Below are 18,383 nucleotides of genomic sequence, written 5' to 3' on the forward strand. Positions count from 1 at the left end.
GTGCTGTCCTGTCAATCTTCAAAACATGGAGCCTTTCTATCTTCTCCCCGGGCCGACTGGCTTGACGAACGGTTGGAATGGGCAAGAGCTGCTTGCCACATATTGAGCTTGCTAGGTAGGCTGGATGTTTTTGAACAGGAACTCAGTGTTATCGACTATCCTGAACATACCACTCCCCAAGCGTATTATGACTTCATTGAGGAACACATCAGTCCGACAACTGGGAACGGAAATCACTTCGTTATACCTAATATTGATGTCTTGGGATTTCTAATTAATGCTGTACCATATGCAGTTGTGTTTGCCATTATTATCTCGCCATTTTGGTACCTCTATCGAGCTGACAAACGAAAGAGGGAAGAAAGAAGGCGCAGAAAGAAAAGGGGTCCTAGCTAATACTTCCATAACCAGATTTGAGTGTTATCTGCCCCCTCGATTATGCCTGAATCCTAAGGGGCGAAGGCTAGTCCACAGAGTCATCCTATTTGCAGCGATTTGCCAGGAAGTGGATTATCCTATGGAGCAATCACACGAGAGATTTTCCACCGGACTGGTGAGTCGTGGGATATCAGTACAGTTGAACATGCCGTGAAATGAAATATGAATGGCTGAATGGAAACAAATCAAGAAAGAAGAACGAATGGGGCGAACAAAATGCCCCATTTTCTGTGATTGTTCTACATCTGCTTGTCTTGACGATAAGGCAGGTTCTCGGGACCAAATAACTCCCGCGCAATGACAATTTTTTGCACATGCGACCCACCTTCTGCACCAACCGTGTATGATCGGACGCCGCGGTAGGCTGCTTCGAGTGGACACTCTTTCGTGTACCCGAAGGCACCATGCCAGGTCATAGCTGTTTCTATCGCGTCAAGACTGTCGTGTGGTCCACGGTACTTGGCAGCAGCGGTCCACTTGGCGACATCCAGTTTGGAGATACTGGGGTTGTCTTCGCGGTAGTGCTGGTCCATCATCCATGCTGCCTTGTAGGTCAATTCTCTGTCGGCTTGTAGGGCCATCCAAGAATCGACACCTTCGAACTGGATACCTTCGAAAGCTGCAAGTGGTCTACCGAACTGTTTACGCTGCTTCACGTAGTCGATGCCTAAATCGAGACAAGCCATACCACTTCCAATCGTCGTGGCGGCAATGAGTACTCTAGCGGCTGAGAAACCTTCCATGGCCATATAGAAGCCACGTCCACGCTCACCGATGATGTAGTGTTCTGGTATTTCGACATTTTCGATATTGAAACCGCCTGTGGAGACACCCATTCGCCCCATGTCCTCGAAGAGGGTTGTGGTAATACCGGGGTGAACACCATCTCCCATGTTGAGAGGCAGGATAAACGCGGTGAAAGCTTTGTGGTCGCCTTTTGGATCTTCTTTGGCGAGTGTCCAGTAGACGCCGCCGTGCTTCTCTGATTCATTCACACCACTGATGTAGACTTTCTCACCGTTGACTACGAACTTGTCGTCTTTTGGTTCGATAATGGTCTTGGTGGTGTTAACAAGGTCTGAACCGCCCGTTGGCTCAGTCGTTGCGATACCGAAGAAGAGGTCACCATCTGTAACTCTTGGGAGGATTTCGCTCTTTGCTTCGTGAGTACCATACCTGTCGAAAACGAAGGCCCATGAAGCCTCGACAAGGTACATGACTGGAAGTGCAATTGAGAGGTCTGCTCTTGCCAGCTCTTCTGCAGCTATACAGGCCATGGTCATGGACAGGTCTGAGCCGCCATAATCTTCGGAAACGGTTGGAGCCCACAGTCCCATTTCAGCCATCTTCTTGATGATGTCACGGGGAATCTCGTGTTCTCTGTCATAGTCACGCCATGCAGGTTCTACATAACGTTCTGCAAAGTCACGAACAGCTTCCCTAAACATCCTCTGCTCGTCTGTTTCTTCAAAATTCATTTTTCTCTACCTCGCTGATGCTGTGATTTGTCGGGTGAGTTGTCAGAAGTCTTGCCTTCCTTATAGATGATTCTAAAGAGGCCCTTGTCATAGAAAATCGCTGGTTAGCTGAAAATCGATGGCTCATGAGACGCTATGGGGGTATCAATGGGTGCGTTGCAGCAGCTGCCTTTATTTCGGGTAAGCAACAGGGCCAGATAGTCCGTACTCTTCCGTTATCATGCAGGCGGGTGGAGGGTATGAAAACAGATAGTGGACAACGCGCCAATACCATAGATTACAAAGAAGTAGCGGAGAGATATGATGATATTCGAAATGGGATTCCGCAACTGATGAAGGCAGTCGTTGACAATCTTTCCCCTTCTATGGGTGATTTGGTTCTTGATCTCTGCTGCGGGACGGGGATTAATACAAGGCTATTTGCCGAGCTAACAGCAGCTCAGATCATTGGATTGGATCTCTCGCGTGAGATGCTTTGCAAAGCTCGTTCTAAGTTGCCTTCTAGCTCACTTGTTCGAGGCGAGGCAAGTGCTCTTCCTTTTCGAACTGGCTGCTTCGACCATGTAATCATGACGGAAGCCATCCATCATCTCTCGAACAAGAATGCTACTTTGCAGGCAATCCTAGATATTCTAAAGGAGAATGGACAGCTGTGCATAGCTACACAGTCCCATAACCAGATTGAGAAGCGCATGACATCTCGGTTTTTTCCATCTACACTGGAAGTTGATCAAAAACGTTATCCAAAAATATTCGAACTGGAGGCCTCGCTATCTAAGGTGGGCTTTGTCGAAATAGGTGCCGCTGAGTTAACCCTCCCATCTCGTGGTCTTAACAAAGATTTCCTTGAGTGTGTGAGAAATAAGGGGTTCTCTATGCTGCACAAGATTTCTCCACAGGAATATGAGACTGGATTGCGCAAACTGAATGCTGCTATGGATGATGAGAACACACACTCACATGCCCTTGGTTACACTCTTGTATATGCAGAAAAGCCCTAGGGATTACTTACGACGCATGTAAACGACAATGGCAACAATGATGGCTACTGCTATACCAATACTAATCACGAGTATGGTAGAGAGCTGTATTTCAGCTGGCAACACGGTTGGCACTCCTGGATACCAGTGCACAAATACAATGTCAACCAAGTCATTTCCGAGGGCGGAGAACCGAAGCCGAAGGTAGCTTAACGTACCGTTCTGCTTCTCATAGCGAATCTCTTCGTATACATCCACGGTTGTTTGACCCGCAACTATCTGACCCCTGTTTATGGTGCCCCACTCATCATCTGTTTCAACCTCTGAGAGACCCGGTGTTGACTCGATTTCTGCGATCTCTCTAAGTAGGCTCCAGTTACCGACAGGCACTGACATAATGGTATATCCTGCTGTGAGTACGTGTGAATCGTTTTTCCTGCTCAGGGTGCAGTATGACCGTGGCAATTCGTCATAGGAACCAATCTCATCGGGTAGCTCTTCAAAATCAGTGAATGTGGCTATCGCTTTCTGTCCTTCTCTAAGCCCTACGATGAACGGTAGATAGCTCGCCACAAACCCTTCATTTTCCGGGTCAACAAGTTTTCTTTGGAGAACGTAGGTGAAGTTCTCCCCTGCTTCGATGCCCCATTCCAATTCGGTTGTCGCCGAGACTAAGGGAGTTAACACAACAAGCTGGGTCAACATCAAAATCAATGCCGCTCTTCGAACTTTCGAGTTGATTCTCGCCACCAACCTTCTTGAATTATGTACTATGTTCTTCTGAATTATGCCTCTCGCTTGTAAGGCTTGCGTCCATCTAGGTCACGGTTTTTCGGTTGCTCTTTCGGAAAACAACGAATCGATCATGTGCTCCAAACTGAACCGCCCCATAGTCATATCCATGTACCAAGGGGACTCCCATCCTAACTCCGCAATGATTTCAGACGATGATAATCCTTTCTCATGCAGTCTCATAGCGGTTTCTCGCACCTTATTCAAATAATCCAGTCTTTTCTGAATATGGCTCTCTGGTGTTTCGATTGGTCCAAGATGACCATCAAAGAGCACTTTCACATCCAAATCCATGATATATTCCATTGTTCGCATCATCTGTGGAATATTCTCATCAGTCATCGATATCTGCTTGTGCGAGGGAAGAGGTACTGCATCTGCTGAAAACAGCCACCCTTTCTCCTTCTCGTAGAACCCAACCATCTCTTCTCCATGACCGGGCAATTTGACTGTATCAAAGCATAGATCTCCTACTTGGAACTGAGACGGTGTGATTTGAACTTGTTTTACAGGTTCTGGTTGTCCCCACACCCATTGAAAGAATTCATTCAGATTAGGAGGATTGAGTAGTACGTCTCTCGCACGTGGAGGGGCAAATATGGTCGCCGTTTCACTAAACGCTGAACAACAACCGTAATGATCCTCGTGTCCATGTGTCACGTAAATGAAATCGATCTTTTTCCCATTGAGGAGTGAAACCAATTCATCCTTGGCATTGGCACAGCCGCAATCGATGAGAGCGTTTTCGACCTTGTAAAGACATGCCCACATCGTTCTGTTTTCGTAGCTGATGCTCCCAGTCTTGATACAAGTGACCTGTTCATTGACGATAATCTCTTCAATCATGGCTGAACTATAATTGGGCAACAGCTGAATTGTACTCTTCGGTTTTCAAGATGCGCATTGTTCTGCAGATGTCATATTTTCTGAATCTCTTGGAATAGGAGGAGCAAACCGCTTGAGCCGTTTCAAGCCCACAACCTTGTCTCTCCTTCCCATCTTTGCATCGCATAAAACCGTTTCTAGGAACTCGATAGCCTCGTCGTACTCCTTTCGCTTGATTGGGAATGGAACACCATCCTTACCACCAAAGGCGAAGGTCATCCTAACGGGATCTGCCCAGGATGGGCTCTCGCCATAAATCATCTCTGAAATCAATGAGAGCCCGCGTATGGTAGCTGGCCCAATCCCATTGATGAATAGTAGTTCTTCGTAATCTCCCGGTTGTCTCTCATATGCTTCTCGAACTGCATTCCAGTTCATGCGGTTTGGAAAGACTTTGTAGGAAGGTAGTTTTTCTCGTGGGCTATAGTCATCCAACCACGGAATGAGTGTGCTTTCTCCATAGGGTTTGATATCTTCAAAAAGGCGTTTGATTTTGATGGGCTCTTCTTGAGAAATATCCACAGAGACATCTCTGCATTTGTCGCTTTCTTTTGCTGTCATATCTAGTGCTGCTGTTTTAACAGCACCTGAAATCATTCCAGTATGGGGCTCCTCAATGAATTGCTCAGTGGTCTGAGATGTCCAATGGTACCGTCTAGCATCTCCGGAATCTCCATCCATACCCTGCTGGACAACTGTCCAATTTTCTTCCACATCAACAAAGAAAACGTGCTGATAGAGTGCATATCCATCCTGGACTGCTGCATTATCTACCTTGGCTACTGCTCTGCTTATTTCTCCGAGGCCTACTCCATCGAGGCCATAGTCTTCAAGCGCCCGAAGATGTTCAGGTGTTTTCATCGACGTTTTTCCCTTGCCACCTGCAGCGGCCATACCGTGTTCTTCAATACTCAGTACAGAACGCAACACTCCACAAGTTACGGTAGTTGAACCTGAACTATCCCAATCGTACCCTAGAACGTTTGATAATGCTTGGAAGTAAACTGGATCTGCAAGGCGTTCCAGAAGCTCAAGCGGACCATGTTCTTCTACGATGAACCTACAGATGGCCTTCGCCATAGGTTTCATGCGCTTTACAAGCCATCTAGGGGCTTTTCCCCCGTGAAGCTTCAAATCAGCTACGCCGGACCTTCTCACCAGTCACACATTCTTCATGGTCATACAAGCCAAAATAAGTTCAACAGATAGCCGAAAGTATCCTAGAGATACTCGATTTTGCATTTGACGATATTGTCTATTATACTCTTGTTAGACAGGAAGGTAGAATCTCATGGCGGCCAATACGCATATTCTTTTTATTACTTGCTTGATACTTACAGCTTGCCGGCAGCCGGTACGATTCTACTAAGAATTGACGTGATACATATGTCTGAAACTGCCCTTTGGGAACAAGCCATCGAACACAGTAAGTGGTTGGATTCAGCCCGCGAGAATGTTGAGCTGATGAAGGCTAGATTCAATGATCTGATGCTTAATGAACAAGAAGAGGAGGAATTGGCTGCCATTCAGAATGAGATTCACATCTTAGTTATTGGTACCGACCGATGCAATGATACAGCGGGGAATCTCCCAGTTTTGGCTAGAATGGCTTCGCTTTCTTCTCGAGTACATCTCCGAGTACTGGACAGTGATGATAACGCTAAGGCGCATCAGAATTACCGCGTGAACGGCAAGAGAAAGACACCTGTGGTCTTATTCCTGAACAAAGATAATCAAGAACTCTGTCGGTGGGTTGAGCGCCCCAATGCTGCTTATCGTACACTGCATGAACAAGCTGGAAGCATAGATGACAGGCGCGATTTTCTGAAGAGCTTGTATAGCGATCCCGAAATCCTACGCCAAAGTTTGAGTGAATTAATGCCTCTTCTTATTCGTTCCGACTATTTATTGCAGGTGTAACAATGACAAATCCTGCAAAAGCGGACTGGGAAGACGACAATGAGATTAAAGAACTGGTGGAGCTATATAGTGACCGATATGGCCAAGCATTCTGGGAACCATTTCTAGAATTGGTCGGTGATTCGCCACGTCGAACAATCGCCGATTTTGGTTGCGGACCGGGGCTGTTCTTGGCTGATGCCGCAAAGAAATTTCAAGCCGAAGAGATATACGGGCTCGATGAGAGCTCTCGTATGCTTCAGACGGCTACTTTGGTTCTTACAGGCGAAGTTGACGTCGAGAAGATATCACTTAGACAATTGGATTTCGATTTCCAGAAGATAGAGATTCAGTCAAGAAGTATAGAGTTGGCTTTTTCAGGCTACTTGCTTCACGAGCTAATGAATCCCCTGAATCTCCTAGAACAGATAGTCAAGGTCTTGGATGAAAATGGTTTGTATGCGGTATACGATTTCATTTCTGGTGATGAACAGGCTTTTGTTAATCGAATGACGAATCTTGGATGGTCAGAGAAACGAGCTCATGAGAAATATCCTAGTATGTGTAAACACTCCCTTGAAGATTTGAAGCATCTCCTTCAAGATGCTGGATTCACAATCCTTGGTTCCAAAACGATTAACAATGTTCTAGGAATTATTATAGGGGAAAGAGAAAAGTCGTAGGTCAGTGAGCTTTGGATGGATGAAGAAGAAAAACAGAAGAAAAAGTGTGCTGATGATGGCCTGAAGTGCCCTCGTTGTGGCAGCGGTAATATCTACCGAATTCTTGAAGATATCAGTCGAATGAAAGAGGCCCAAGTGTTCAAATGCGGTTCCTGCGATAAGAAATTCTATAAACGTCATGTGGAGGATTATAGTCCTACGTACTGATGGAGGGGGGATTCTTGCTTACGCGAAGGCAGCTGCTGAAATATCCGTTCTCGCGGGAGGCTCGTCAAGCTACACAGGATTTTGCTCGCGATGTTCGGGCACTAATTGAATTCGTGTCTTCCGAAGAGAACGAGTATCTCGTTGAAGAAGCAGAGAAAAGGGTAGCTGCGGAGCTCAAGGGCAATCAGATTGAACTCCCTGATTATGGTGATTCTCGAGATATATTGATCTATCCGACTGCAAGATTGATTGTTGAGAAAATAAATCATTCTCGGTTGAAACAATATCAAGCAGAAGCTGAATCAAAGGCTGTTAACAGACACCTAGGGTCTGAGAAAAATGGCGTTGTTCTGCACCTCGCTGATTCTTCTTTTAACTGGTCCATCAGATCCCTTGGTGAGATTGCGAACCGTGCGCAACTTCCTTTAGCCCTTCGCACTTTCGATTTCAAGATGCGCCTCGAAGATTTTCTTGAAGTTGCCCCGTCCTTTCATCAGGCTGTGTGGAAGCTGATAAACCGCTATGTTGATGAGGGCTGGGTATTTGTAAAACGGTCAGAACTGGATCGATTGATGTCTGGAAAGGCCAAGCAGCTTATTCTTGAAAGTAGTCTTGATGTTCCAACTCTCCCTCAACGTTTGACGGAGGCGGTACAACGAATTGAATCCCAGCTACGTGGACGAATCAAAAAAAGCGACCCAGTTGAGATCACGGGTGACATCACTGCTGCTTTTCCACCGTGTATTGCTCGTATGTATGATGATTCAACCCAAGGAAAGAACCTTGCCCATGATGCAAGGTTTGCACTCGCATCTTTCCTGCTGAAAATAGGCATGAGCAAGGAGGAAGTGATCGGTGTATTCAAGGCTGCTCCTGATTTTGCTAGAGGCCTTGCTGAGTATCAAGTTGGTCAAATAGCCTCGAAATCGGGTGGGGAGGGATATACACCTCCTGGTTGCAAGAAACTACAGGGTAGCAGCTTGTGTCCGGTGTATCTTGGAGAAGCATGGGATCCACTCTGTGAATATATTCTACATCCATTATCGTTCTATCAGACTAGAGCGTGGGAAGTATCGAACGATGTTGAATCACACGATTGGTACGCACAGAAGAAGCAGAAGAAACAGACCTTCTAATCTCAGGAAATCCGTCTCTTTATTTTTTACAGTTATTCTCGCGTGAATAGTAGTAGAGATACTGCTGTGCATATCCTGCATACTCGCCGAAGTACTCTCTTGCTGCTGTAGATTTCTTTGCATATGAGGTACCTTCTTCTGTGAAGAGGCTATAATGCTCTTGGATTACTCTTTCAATCCACACGTCCATGGGAAATGCTTCAAGGAACCCAAGTGAGAACAGAAGCACACAATCTGCTACCTTGTTTCCAACCCCATGCAATTTCTTGAGGGTTCGGTGGGCTTCTTCGTACGGCATCTCCAGCAAGATATCAGGGTCAATATGACCTTCTAGAATCGAGCGTGTAGATCTTGCAATGAACTCACTTCGCCAGGCAAGACCCAAATCTTTCAAGGAGTCGATTTCTACGGTTGCGAGCTTTTGAGGGCTTGGCATCCCGTAAACCTGTTCTCCTCTGATTTCATATTTTGGACCATACTTTTGACGAATTGATGCTACAAGACCTTGGATACAAGGAATACTCTTCCAGATTGAACAGAGAAACGAGATAAGACAGGGAAAGAATGGATCTCTTACAATTCGTAACCCTCGTGCAAACTGCATACTTTCCTTTAGGAATGAATCACTAGGAAGACTATCCCAGATTTGACCAATCGGGTGTCTCAGCCCGAGCATTTCTCTCAATGGAACATCTGTATCTGTCGATTCATAGAACAGGGAATCGCCTTGCTGTTCGACATATACGACCTGTCCAACATCTGCGTTGAGGTACCCCTTGTCAAACTTGGTCCAACAAAACGTTTGTCCACATTCAATTGTAGCTCGGAGTGAAAAATCGGGGGTTCGAATTTCTTTCATAAACACCAGTGAAATGTGGATTATGAGATGAGTCTTTTGCTATCGGGTCTTTCCGGTAGATTCTAATCTCGGCTATAAGCTCGATACTTCAACATGCCAAATACACCAACCAGGACAGTAATGGTGACAACCGATACTGGCGATACAATAACTATCCAATGAGATCGTGGATCCCAATCTATTCCATCTGGAATTCCATCGCCATCTGTATCGCTATTGGTTGGAGACATGCATGATTCCACCTCATAGGCATCACCCCAGCCATCATTGTCTGAATCCGCAGAAAGAGGATCTATCTGGTTTATTATTTCGAAAAGATCAGTGAGACTGTCTCCATCCGTATCTTGAGATAATGGGTTGAGTCCATACGAGACTTCGAATCCATCCCCAAGGCCATCTCCATCGCTATCCTCCTTTGTGGGATTCGTATTGTATGTGTTTACTTCTTCGAAGTCATGGAGACCATCCGCATCAGTATCTTCTTTTGTTGCGTCTGTTCCAAGCACGCCTTCCAATCCGTCCGATAAACCATCCTCATCAGTGTCATTAGCCGTTAGGCTCGAGCCCCACTCGTATTCCTGTGAGTCTGATGCTCCATCTCCGTCCGTATCGTTCAAACAGGGGTTAGTTCCAATACTAATCTCAAATTGATCCTCTAAACCGTCAAAGTCGCTATCACGAAGGAATATCTCGGTACCTAGTTGCGATTCTTCAGCATCAGCAATCCCGTCTCCATCGCAGTCGTTTCTAAGAGTTGTATTGATTTGACAATTGGTTGCATTCGTATCGAGATTCTCTACTTCAACTGCATAGAAGCCCTTGGATGATGATCTATACCGCAGTTTGATTAGTCCATCATTCTCGGTTCGCTGATAGACTGTTTGTTCTCCATCTATGTCTTCTATTGATGCCCTGATACTACAACTGGTATTGCAGGAAATCGTCACGTTCAGATAACCTGTGATTGTTATGAAAACGTCAGCTTCCAAGACCTCTCCGCCGCTTAGAGTTTCGTTTCTATGAAAGACTGGGTTTTCACCTTCGCCCAGAGCACCCATGTAGCATAATACTGCAGATGCAGATGCAACGGTTTCTGCAGTTTTTTCATAGCCATAATCTACATCGTTCCATACATCTTCTTCTGTCCCGCTCGAGCTATCCGGCCAATAGCCTTGGGAAACATGAACAGCCGGTCTTCCGACTCTCCACATTTCCTGAGCGAATGAAACGTCTGCTGGACCTATGTTAGGCACCTCAATGAGTCTACCGTTACCATAACTGGATGCTTGACTAAGCATCATATCTGGTATCCATTCTATGTCTTGGTATATGCTGTTAACTGAAGAGATACGAAGAGCTATTTTGCTAGCGAAAAGGTATTGCGGATGATCAAAGAGTAACCTGTCAAAATTCAACGCGTTAATCGTGTGAACATCTTTTTCATCTAGCCATGATACGAATTCTCTGCTACCGGGGTCGTAGTCCAGATTGCTATGATAACCATTTACCAAGACGTAATAGATGTCGAAAGGAAATGTGAAGTTACTGAGTAGAGAGGCCATCTGCAAAACGGCTGCTACACTTGCACCCATATCGTTGGCTCCTGGATTGCTACCTGAATCGATAACGCCAGTAATGAGAAAAGTTGGTCTGGTACTCTCATTCGTCCCATTTTTCACTGCAATCAAGTGTTGATACTCTGTGACTTGTCGAAATACGAGTCCATTTCCTGTTACATTGAACAATGTGTCATTAGCCCATGACCAAGCGTCAACCAGATTTGTCGATGGTGTCATATTCTCTTGATGCCAAATCCTGCTGGGGTAGACCTCTGAAATTGTCTTGGTGAGGTTTCGAATCACATTGACCGAATCGATGTCCCATATATTCTCCCATCTTTCTGCTACATCCATGAAATCTCCGGAGTTTGCGGTTTCGTGCCTGTTCCGAGCTGAAGAAAACAGCATCCCTTTTTCAGAAGCTGGCGAGAAAGCCATGGAGATTAGAATTTGAGATGATACTAGAATAGCCGCCACTACGATTAGTTTTCTGCATTTCTGTGATTTTCTAGCAATGCAATGCTTCATGTTGTTTATTCCTTCATTTGAGGAGCCTGGTTTCCAAGCTTTATCACTGATTCAGTAAGTGGTTTTGGTAAGTGCTGTTCGTGTCTTTTGTACCAGATTCACTATTTTGTGAAATGCAATATACTAGTCTGGCTCTCAATACGATGATGAAACCGAGTTATAGTTATAGTTTACGACCTCCGCCTTCTGACTCATCCGGATAATGGATGATGTCGAATAGGCCTACTATTACTGGACACAATTTGCTTCAGTAGCAACCTTAAATATCGTGGGTGTCGTTCTGCAAAATCGAGTGAGGTCTCCCTTGGATATCGATAATGACGTAGCAGTACGCTGCAAGGATGTACATAGACAGTTTCAAGACGGTACTCGAATTATTCGTGTGCTTAGAGGAACCGACTTAGAAGTGCACAAGGGCGAGTTCATAGCAATCGTTGGTGCTTCCGGTTCAGGCAAAACAACTCTTCTGAATCTTATAGGCGGACTTGATAAGCCCACTAGCGGAGAAATCATCGTCAATGGAACCGATATTACCAGACTTAACGATGATGAACTGTCTGAAATACGACGTCGGAATATTGGAGTGCTTTTCCAAGATCAATACTTGCTGGCTATATTCACCGCATTAGAGAATGTACAAGTGCCCATGCTGCTTGATGAGATACGCGAGAAGGAACGATACGAACGCGCCATGGAATTGCTAAAGGCAGTTGGTGTAGATCATAGGGCCCATCATATGCCCCATGAACTTTCTGGAGGCATGCGTTCGCGAGTCGCCCTTGCTCGTGCAATAGCAAATGATCCAGTTGTCCTACTTTGCGACGAGCCTACTGGTGATTTGGATCATAAAACTGGTGGCAAAATCATCCAGCTCATGAAGGACTTGGCGCGAGAGGGAAATCGCGCAGTTATCACCGTAACGCATGATCCTGAAGTTGCTCGAATGGCTGACAGGATTCTGCTCCTTCGAGATGGTGTATTAGTTGAGGAACTCGTTGCGGCTTTCTTCAAACACAGCGGTGTGGATGTAGGAACCCCTTCAGACAAAGCAACGAGAGATGCTGACGTTTCCGCTAAGGGGTGATACCTTGTCAGATAGGAGGTCAGCCAAAGAGTCCAACGGTAACCGGATATACCCCCTTTCTTATGCGCTAAGCTCGATGCGCTCATATCCTTCCAGAGCATTGAGCTTGGCTCTGACCTTGAGTTTAGGCGTTGCATTGGTGTCATCTGTTTTTGTGTGGGCTGATACCGGGGTCTATGTTACAGTGGATAACTACTTCGAGGAAAATTCATTCCAGATGCTAGTCGAGAACCCCGTTGGTGGTACCGCACAAGTGGAGGCCGCTGAGAACTACGTTGAAACAAGCCGGATTATTGAGACCACTCATCGAATCAACTCCACGGTGGGTCTTGTTTCAGCGAGCGCTCTTCCCAATGACACCGTATATGGAACTGACGAACCCATCTACACGTATGGTATGAAGGATTGCGAGGTTATCTTTGTTACAGAACAATTCTTGGAACAGGCATCGAGCCAGTTTGATGTAGAAGGAGTACTAACTCTCGAAAAGGGACAAACGCTTGTTTCGAAGCAATTCGTGCGATATTATTACGAAGTCTTCGGTGTGACACTAACCGTTAACTCAACAATCGATGTTGATGTTCTCCAACGGAAAGCCGCCGATATGCCCGCCCCCATTGGAGAGCTTGGCCGTCTTAGCATCAGATCCTTGGAGATTGCAGGCATTTACGAACTTAATACTGGCGGGTCTCTTCTTGCCGCGGGTTTTCCGTCCATTCTTCGATCCAATTATGATTACCTCCATTATCGAATACCTGTACTTGGCATTCATGACAGCATAATGCTTCCCGCTGACTCGGTGGACGCTAGTCAGCTTTCTGAACAGGGCTTCTTTGGTGCTCGCTCATTCATTCGAGCTTCTGCAGAGAATCTAATGTCAGCCGGGGTGGAATCCATGGCTGATAATCTACAGACTCTGAAAGCACGAGTAGAGGAGCAATTTGATGTCACTGTTGAAGGATTAGATGAGATTCTCTATCTTCAACATCTGGTAGATACCTATTTGGAAACTATGCCTTTGTCGTTGCTAAACATGCCCATTTTCATTCTGGCTCTGTTTCTTTCAGTTTTTGCCGCCAATACATTCATGGCTGCAAGACAGCGAGAGGTCAGTGTCCTCCGTTCCAAGGGGGCTAGCCCAAGTCAAATCTATGGTGTGTTTATCGCGGAATCGGTTTTGATGGCGATAATCAGCCTTGTTCTTGGATTGGGATTGAGCGTTCTATTTGCGGCCCTTATTCCTTCAACCAAGGCGTTCATGGTTTTCGATTGGACTATATATCAATTCTACCTCTCCCAGACCGTCATTCAACCACAAACAGTGGTTGCGGCTGTTGGAATTTGCATCCTTCCCCCGCTCCTCTTCATTCTTGCTTATGCCCGACGAGCTGCTCATACTGAGATAGGTTCAACTCTTGTCGATTCTACCGAGATGATGGAATCAGGTGGCGAATCCTATGGTTTTACAATTGGTGCCTCTACTGCTCTACTTGCCTTGGTTTTGGGAGCGATTTTCTTGCTACCCAATCATCCCTTGGTATTCATGATTGAATTGATTCTGGGTACTGCTGCTTGGTTCTTCATGGCATACAATGGTTCTCGGATTACACGTGTTGGGTTTGCCAAACTCTCAAGCAAGGCGTCATTCCTTTTGGGCGAGAAGAACCGCGTATCTGCTGGGAATCTAAGAATGCGGAAAGGACGCATAGTACCACTGATGGTAGTCCTTTCCCTTACTTTATCTTCCACGATAGCTTTCTCTGTCCAAGCAGAAAGTTTTCGAACAGATTTGGAAAAAGAAATCTCGTATGCAGTTGGTGCCGACTTGCGTGTCAGTTGTAGACCCAGACCTTTCAGTTTCAATGACACTCTTGAGAGATATCCTGGCGTGAAGAAAGCAGTACCTGTAATGAAGACATGGGCTGGAGTTGGGAACGAACGAATTACCCTGATAGGTACAGATGCAATAGATTATTCCCTCATAGGCCACTTCGACCCAAGCAGTTTCAATGGGAAAGATCCCGGCATTGTGCTTTCTGGACTTGATTCGGTAGAAAACGGAATAATCCTGAGCGAATATCATGCCGACAGATGGAACAAGAGCATAGGTGATGCAATCAACCTTGAGGTGGGTGGCAGACTTCATTCTACTCCCGTTTCCTTTACAGTAACCGGTATGGTGCATAGCGCACCCGGCTTTGGTTACAGTTCTGCTGAAGATACTCCCCCCTCGCGTTTGGGTGCGGCTTTTGGCTATCAGACTAAGTTCTCAGGTTTTGCTTTCACTAATCTTGACTATCTGTCCTCTGAGACTGATATCCAAGTTGCCGAGCTCTTTCTTGGAGATCTTGTTTGCATAACTGACCAAGAGGAAGTTCTCCGATCAATTAGAGATCTTCCCGGTGTTGGAGCAACAACACCCGAGCAATTCAATCTCAAGAGCTATTCGTTTGGTACGGCCCTATTTTTGAATACAGTTGAAGGTCTTTTCTCTATAGGATTCACGATGTCCTTGACTCTTAGCTTGTTTGCGATGTCACTGTTCCTTAGTTCAATTGTACGTGAACGTAAGAAGGACTATGCGATTTTACGTGCCCTTGGTGCTTCAAAAAGCCAAGTTACGAAAATTGTTCTTTCAGAATTTACTGGTGTGGTTTTGGCTTCACTTGCTCTCAGTCTGGTATTGGGAACAGTATTTGGTTATGTCATGTCAACGCTTGTATTCTCGATGAGTCCGTTCTCGAGAATTCTACAAGCAGCAATTGTGTTCCCCATCGGATTCTTGACAGGCGTGTTACTCCTTGAAATATTCATAATGATTTTAGCAGCCTACATGCCAGCTCGTGATGCCTCAAAAATAGACCCAGCTGTTGTACTACGTAACCTATGAAGGATGCTTTAGAAATGGAAACTAGAAAAACCCGACAACTCAGCGGAAATAGCCTATGGGCTCCATCCTACGCCTTCAAATCTCTTCAATCTTCACCAATACGAAACATGGGTATTGCACTTATACTGGCTATTGGCATCGCTCTTCCATCTACTGTTTTCATCTGGACACGGACAGGAACTACCATAGCAGTGGATGAATACTTCTCAGAAGAACCATATCATCTTACTGTGAAACCTGGCAATGGCGAATCCTATCTCTCCTCTAACTTACAAGGCGCCAAGAACGCACTTGATGAAAACAAGTATACTGATTATACCCAGCAGGTCTCATCTACTATTGGCATTCTACGGGGTTGGTTCTCTCTAGGCTGGACCAGCTATATGGCCTATGGCCTGAATTACGCACAGGGAATCAAGGATATGCGGGTTCTCTTTGTTACAAATGAAATACTGGATACTTGGTCAGAGGATTTTGATTGTGAAGGGAATTTCTCATTGGAGACTGGTCAGGTTCTTGTTTCAGAGATGTTTGTGAACTACACTCGTGATGTCTATGATGTGCGAATCACTGTAGGCAGCAATATCAGCTTCGACCTATTACAGAATGGTGTTGACTTCGATGTATCTCGCACTCCCGAGCAATTAGGAAGCACCAGAGTAGGCAAACTCCAAGTTATGGGAATCTATAGCTTGGCTGGCCGTTCTTCCATAATTTCTGAATCCTTCATCGAGCTAAGGCGCAAAAACTGGGATCCGTTTGATCCTAACAAAGAACCGGTACTAGGTATACGCGATTCCATTATGATTTTGAGAGATGAAGTCAGCGGTGAGGTCAATACTCGGGTCACTGGGAGAGGTTTCTTCGATCCTGTCGTTTTCTGTAGAGCCTCAAAGGAATCTCTCATGAAAGATGGGGTGGAACGTATCCCAGATAATCTTCTAGCTTACAAGGCCCAGATTGAAGAGGAATTTCAAAGGGTAAAAGTAAGTGGCACGGAAGAAGTACAGCAACTTGATACGAATATTCAAACCTATCTTCAAAGCCAGGTTCTAACAGTCATTGCCTTCCCTGTTATGATAATGAGCATGATGCTCACTGTATTTACATCTGAAAGTTCAGTTACTAGACGTAGTGGCGAAGTGAGCGCGTTACGATCCAAAGGGGCTTCCTTCAATCAAATATTCTCCACTTTCATGTGGGAATCGATATTACTCGGCTTAGCAGGACTTGTATTGGGTATTCTCCTTGCTATGGTTATGGCTCCGTTTATTGCATCATCTGTTGGTCTATTCATAATTGATATCCAAAGCTACGCTTCCTTTTTTACCCGTCTCAGAATTCCCCCCTTGGGACTTGTAATAGCGGGAGCTATTGCTATGTACTTGCCTGCTGCGTATCTCCTACATGTTGCTCGACAAATCGATGTATCAGAAGTAGGTCAACCAATGACTGAATTACCCGAGGAGAGTACTGAACAAGTAAGCATATGGCCTTATGTTGTTGGGCTCGCAGCCATTCTGGGTGCTTTATTGATAATGCCTCGACTAATCCCCCCTGTCGGGGTACAGGCTGTAGGAGAGCTTCTGATTGCTACTCTATTGTTGTTTGGAACTGCGTATCTTGGTTCGCGAGTTATGCGTCTTGTAACTGCTCGGCTATCCGACCGTTCAGACTCTATCCTTGGAGAAAGCAGTCTCTATGTTAGTCAGAGCCTCCGGAAACGGAAAGGTCAGTTCATTCCTCTGTTGGTTATACTAACTCTCACTCTGACCACTACAACGATGATGGTAATCCAATCTTCGAGCTTCCAGTCTACAGTCAGCACTGAGCTTCGATATTCTATAGGAGCGGATATGCGGATAGAAAGTGCACCAACTGCCTTTGCATTCTCTAATACCCTTCGAGGGTATCCTGCTGTCCGTGATGCAACTCCTGTGCTAGAGGTGTTTGCTACTGTTGGTACTAACTCGTTCTTCCTGGAAGGTGTAGACGCAGAGAAGTATGCGGATATAGGCTATCTCACCGAGGATAGTATGGTAAGTGGAACACCTCAATCCGTATTTGAAGAGCTGGAGAATGATCGGAACGGCGTAATCATAAGCAGCTATTATCAGAAACTATGGGGCCTACAAATTGGCGATGTAATATACCCTGATGTAGAAACCGATTCGAGCAGTACTTCGTTTAGCTTAGAAGTTGTTGGAATCATGAAGAGCGCTCCTGGATTCGGGATGGCCTCAACAGAAAACATGGGTGGATTATCGTTAGCATCCCATTTTGGCTTCCAAGTAAGTCAGGGTGGATTTGCTATTGTCAACCTTGATTACTTGGCATCAGAGACTGATATGGAAACCAGCGAGCTATTCTTGGTTGATTTGTTACCCGATGCCGATTCAACTACTCTGATTGAGGATTTGGACGAACAAACAGGAATTGCGGTATACACTGAGCAGACTTTCGACATTGCTCAGGAGAGCACCTCCATAGCCCTCTTCCTCTCTGGTATTCAAGGACTTGCAACAATTTCCTTCTTGATGTGTGCTGCTATGGGATTCACGGCAATTGCTCTCTTCCTTGGATCTGCAGTACGTGAAAGAAAACACGAATACGCGATATTCAGAGCAATGGGTGCCACGAAGCGGCAAGTTGTCTCGATGGTTTTTGGTGAATTTGCCGGCTCTGTAATCGTCGTTATCGCTGTTAGCTTTGTTATGGGGTTGGTATTCGGCTATGTGATGAGTATTCTAACTGTTGGAATCTCTCCTTTCATACCGATACTCCCAGTTGCCTTCTCATTCCCGATTATTACTCTTCCAATGCTTCTGCTATTTCAAAGTGGCATTATGCTGGCTAGCTGCTACTACCCAGCTAAGCAAGCAGGAACAGTAGATCCAGCTGTTGTATTGAGGAATCTCTAACATGAAACTCCGAGTTGACACTATGAGAAGAGAGTACCACATGG

At 45.6% G+C, this 18,383-nt stretch carries 14 protein-coding genes; 8 read left to right on the forward strand and 6 right to left on the reverse strand.

Annotated elements, in window-relative coordinates:
- Positions 1–677 precede the first annotated feature (677 nt).
- A complete protein-coding gene (locus GF309_14225) occupies positions 678–1,916 on the reverse strand; it encodes an acyl-CoA dehydrogenase (protein ID MBD3159934.1) in 1,239 nt (412 codons plus the stop codon).
- Between the two features lie 125 nt (positions 1,917–2,041).
- On the opposite strand from GF309_14225, the gene GF309_14230 reads away from it, so the two are divergent.
- Entirely contained in the window at positions 2,042–2,917 is an 876-nt protein-coding gene (locus GF309_14230) for a methyltransferase domain-containing protein (GenBank protein MBD3159935.1), read from the forward strand.
- A gap of 3 nt (positions 2,918–2,920) precedes the next feature.
- Here GF309_14230 and GF309_14235 read toward each other — a convergent pair whose 3' ends face one another.
- The 3 genes from GF309_14235 to GF309_14245 form a co-directional block, all read right to left on the reverse strand.
- Positions 2,921–3,646 (reverse strand): hypothetical protein, encoded by a 726-nt coding sequence (locus GF309_14235; protein MBD3159936.1) that lies wholly within the window; start codon positions 3,644–3,646, stop codon positions 2,921–2,923.
- Between the two features lie 72 nt (positions 3,647–3,718).
- Positions 3,719–4,555, reverse strand: a complete 837-nt coding sequence (locus GF309_14240) for an MBL fold metallo-hydrolase (GenBank protein MBD3159937.1) — start codon at positions 4,553–4,555, stop codon at positions 3,719–3,721.
- A 24-nt stretch (positions 4,556–4,579) separates the two neighbouring features.
- Positions 4,580–5,734, reverse strand: a complete 1,155-nt coding sequence (locus GF309_14245; GenBank protein MBD3159938.1) for a DUF763 domain-containing protein — start codon at positions 5,732–5,734, stop codon at positions 4,580–4,582.
- Between the two features lie 225 nt (positions 5,735–5,959).
- Between GF309_14245 and GF309_14250 the strand changes: the two genes are divergently transcribed.
- From GF309_14250 to GF309_14265, 4 genes are read left to right on the forward strand one after another with little or no spacing between them, the layout of a single operon-like run.
- A complete protein-coding gene (locus GF309_14250; protein ID MBD3159939.1) occupies positions 5,960–6,493 on the forward strand; it encodes a hypothetical protein in 534 nt (177 codons plus the stop codon).
- 2 nt (positions 6,494–6,495) lie between these two features.
- Positions 6,496–7,155 (forward strand): methyltransferase domain-containing protein, encoded by a 660-nt coding sequence (locus tag GF309_14255; protein MBD3159940.1) that lies wholly within the window; start codon positions 6,496–6,498, stop codon positions 7,153–7,155.
- 15 nt (positions 7,156–7,170) lie between these two features.
- Positions 7,171–7,362, forward strand: coding sequence for a hypothetical protein (locus tag GF309_14260; GenBank protein ID MBD3159941.1), 192 nt, complete (start codon positions 7,171–7,173; stop codon positions 7,360–7,362).
- On the forward strand, positions 7,362–8,498 hold the full coding sequence (locus GF309_14265) for a hypothetical protein (GenBank protein ID MBD3159942.1): 1,137 nt from the start codon (positions 7,362–7,364) through the stop codon (positions 8,496–8,498). Before GF309_14260 ends, GF309_14265 begins: the two co-directional genes overlap by 1 nt.
- Positions 8,499–8,517: 19 nt before the next feature.
- On the opposite strand, the gene GF309_14270 is transcribed toward GF309_14265, so the two are convergent.
- Positions 8,518–9,357, reverse strand: a complete 840-nt coding sequence (locus GF309_14270; GenBank protein MBD3159943.1) for a hypothetical protein — start codon at positions 9,355–9,357, stop codon at positions 8,518–8,520.
- 62 nt (positions 9,358–9,419) lie between these two features.
- Positions 9,420–11,444: a hypothetical protein gene (locus GF309_14275; GenBank protein ID MBD3159944.1), complete on the reverse strand. Its 2,025-nt coding sequence runs from the start codon at positions 11,442–11,444 to the stop codon at positions 9,420–9,422.
- A gap of 310 nt (positions 11,445–11,754) precedes the next feature.
- Here GF309_14275 and GF309_14280 point away from each other — a divergent pair, with 310 nt between their 5' ends.
- Genes GF309_14280 through GF309_14290 form a run of 3 tightly spaced genes read left to right on the forward strand, consistent with a single transcriptional unit; the run spans position 11,755 to position 18,339 of the window.
- Positions 11,755–12,528 carry an ATP-binding cassette domain-containing protein gene (locus GF309_14280; GenBank protein ID MBD3159945.1) on the forward strand — a complete coding sequence of 258 codons (774 nt, stop codon included), beginning with the start codon at positions 11,755–11,757 and terminating at the stop codon, positions 12,526–12,528.
- Complete coding sequence (locus GF309_14285; protein ID MBD3159946.1) at positions 12,503–15,418, forward strand: FtsX-like permease family protein; 2,916 nt, start codon at positions 12,503–12,505, stop codon at positions 15,416–15,418. Before GF309_14280 ends, GF309_14285 begins: the two co-directional genes overlap by 26 nt.
- Entirely contained in the window at positions 15,415–18,339 is a 2,925-nt protein-coding gene (locus tag GF309_14290) for an FtsX-like permease family protein (protein ID MBD3159947.1), read from the forward strand. The genes GF309_14285 and GF309_14290 overlap by 4 nt, the downstream gene beginning before the upstream one ends.
- Positions 18,340–18,383: the final 44 nt, after the last annotated feature.

The organism is Candidatus Lokiarchaeota archaeon, from assembly GCA_014730275.1.
Lineage (GTDB): Archaea > Asgardarchaeota > Thorarchaeia > Thorarchaeales > Thorarchaeaceae > WJIL01.

What these genes read in the sequence shown, in the direction of transcription:
- GF309_14225 (MBD3159934.1), bottom strand. Translation starts at nt 1,916, where the DNA reads ATGAATTTTGAAGAAACAGACGAGCAGAGGATGTTTAGGGAAGCTGTT.
- GF309_14230 (MBD3159935.1), top strand. Translation starts at nt 2,042, where the DNA reads ATGAGACGCTATGGGGGTATCAATGGGTGCGTTGCAGCAGCTGCCTTT.
- GF309_14250 (MBD3159939.1), top strand. Translation starts at nt 5,960, where the DNA reads ATGTCTGAAACTGCCCTTTGGGAACAAGCCATCGAACACAGTAAGTGG.
- GF309_14255 (MBD3159940.1), top strand. Translation starts at nt 6,496, where the DNA reads ATGACAAATCCTGCAAAAGCGGACTGGGAAGACGACAATGAGATTAAA.
- GF309_14260 (MBD3159941.1), top strand. Translation starts at nt 7,171, where the DNA reads ATGGATGAAGAAGAAAAACAGAAGAAAAAGTGTGCTGATGATGGCCTG.
- GF309_14265 (MBD3159942.1), top strand. Translation starts at nt 7,362, where the DNA reads ATGGAGGGGGGATTCTTGCTTACGCGAAGGCAGCTGCTGAAATATCCG.
- GF309_14270 (MBD3159943.1), bottom strand. Translation starts at nt 9,357, where the DNA reads ATGAAAGAAATTCGAACCCCCGATTTTTCACTCCGAGCTACAATTGAA.
- GF309_14275 (MBD3159944.1), bottom strand. Translation starts at nt 11,444, where the DNA reads ATGAAGCATTGCATTGCTAGAAAATCACAGAAATGCAGAAAACTAATC.
- GF309_14285 (MBD3159946.1), top strand. Translation starts at nt 12,503, where the DNA reads ATGCTGACGTTTCCGCTAAGGGGTGATACCTTGTCAGATAGGAGGTCA.
- GF309_14290 (MBD3159947.1), top strand. Translation starts at nt 15,415, where the DNA reads ATGAAGGATGCTTTAGAAATGGAAACTAGAAAAACCCGACAACTCAGC.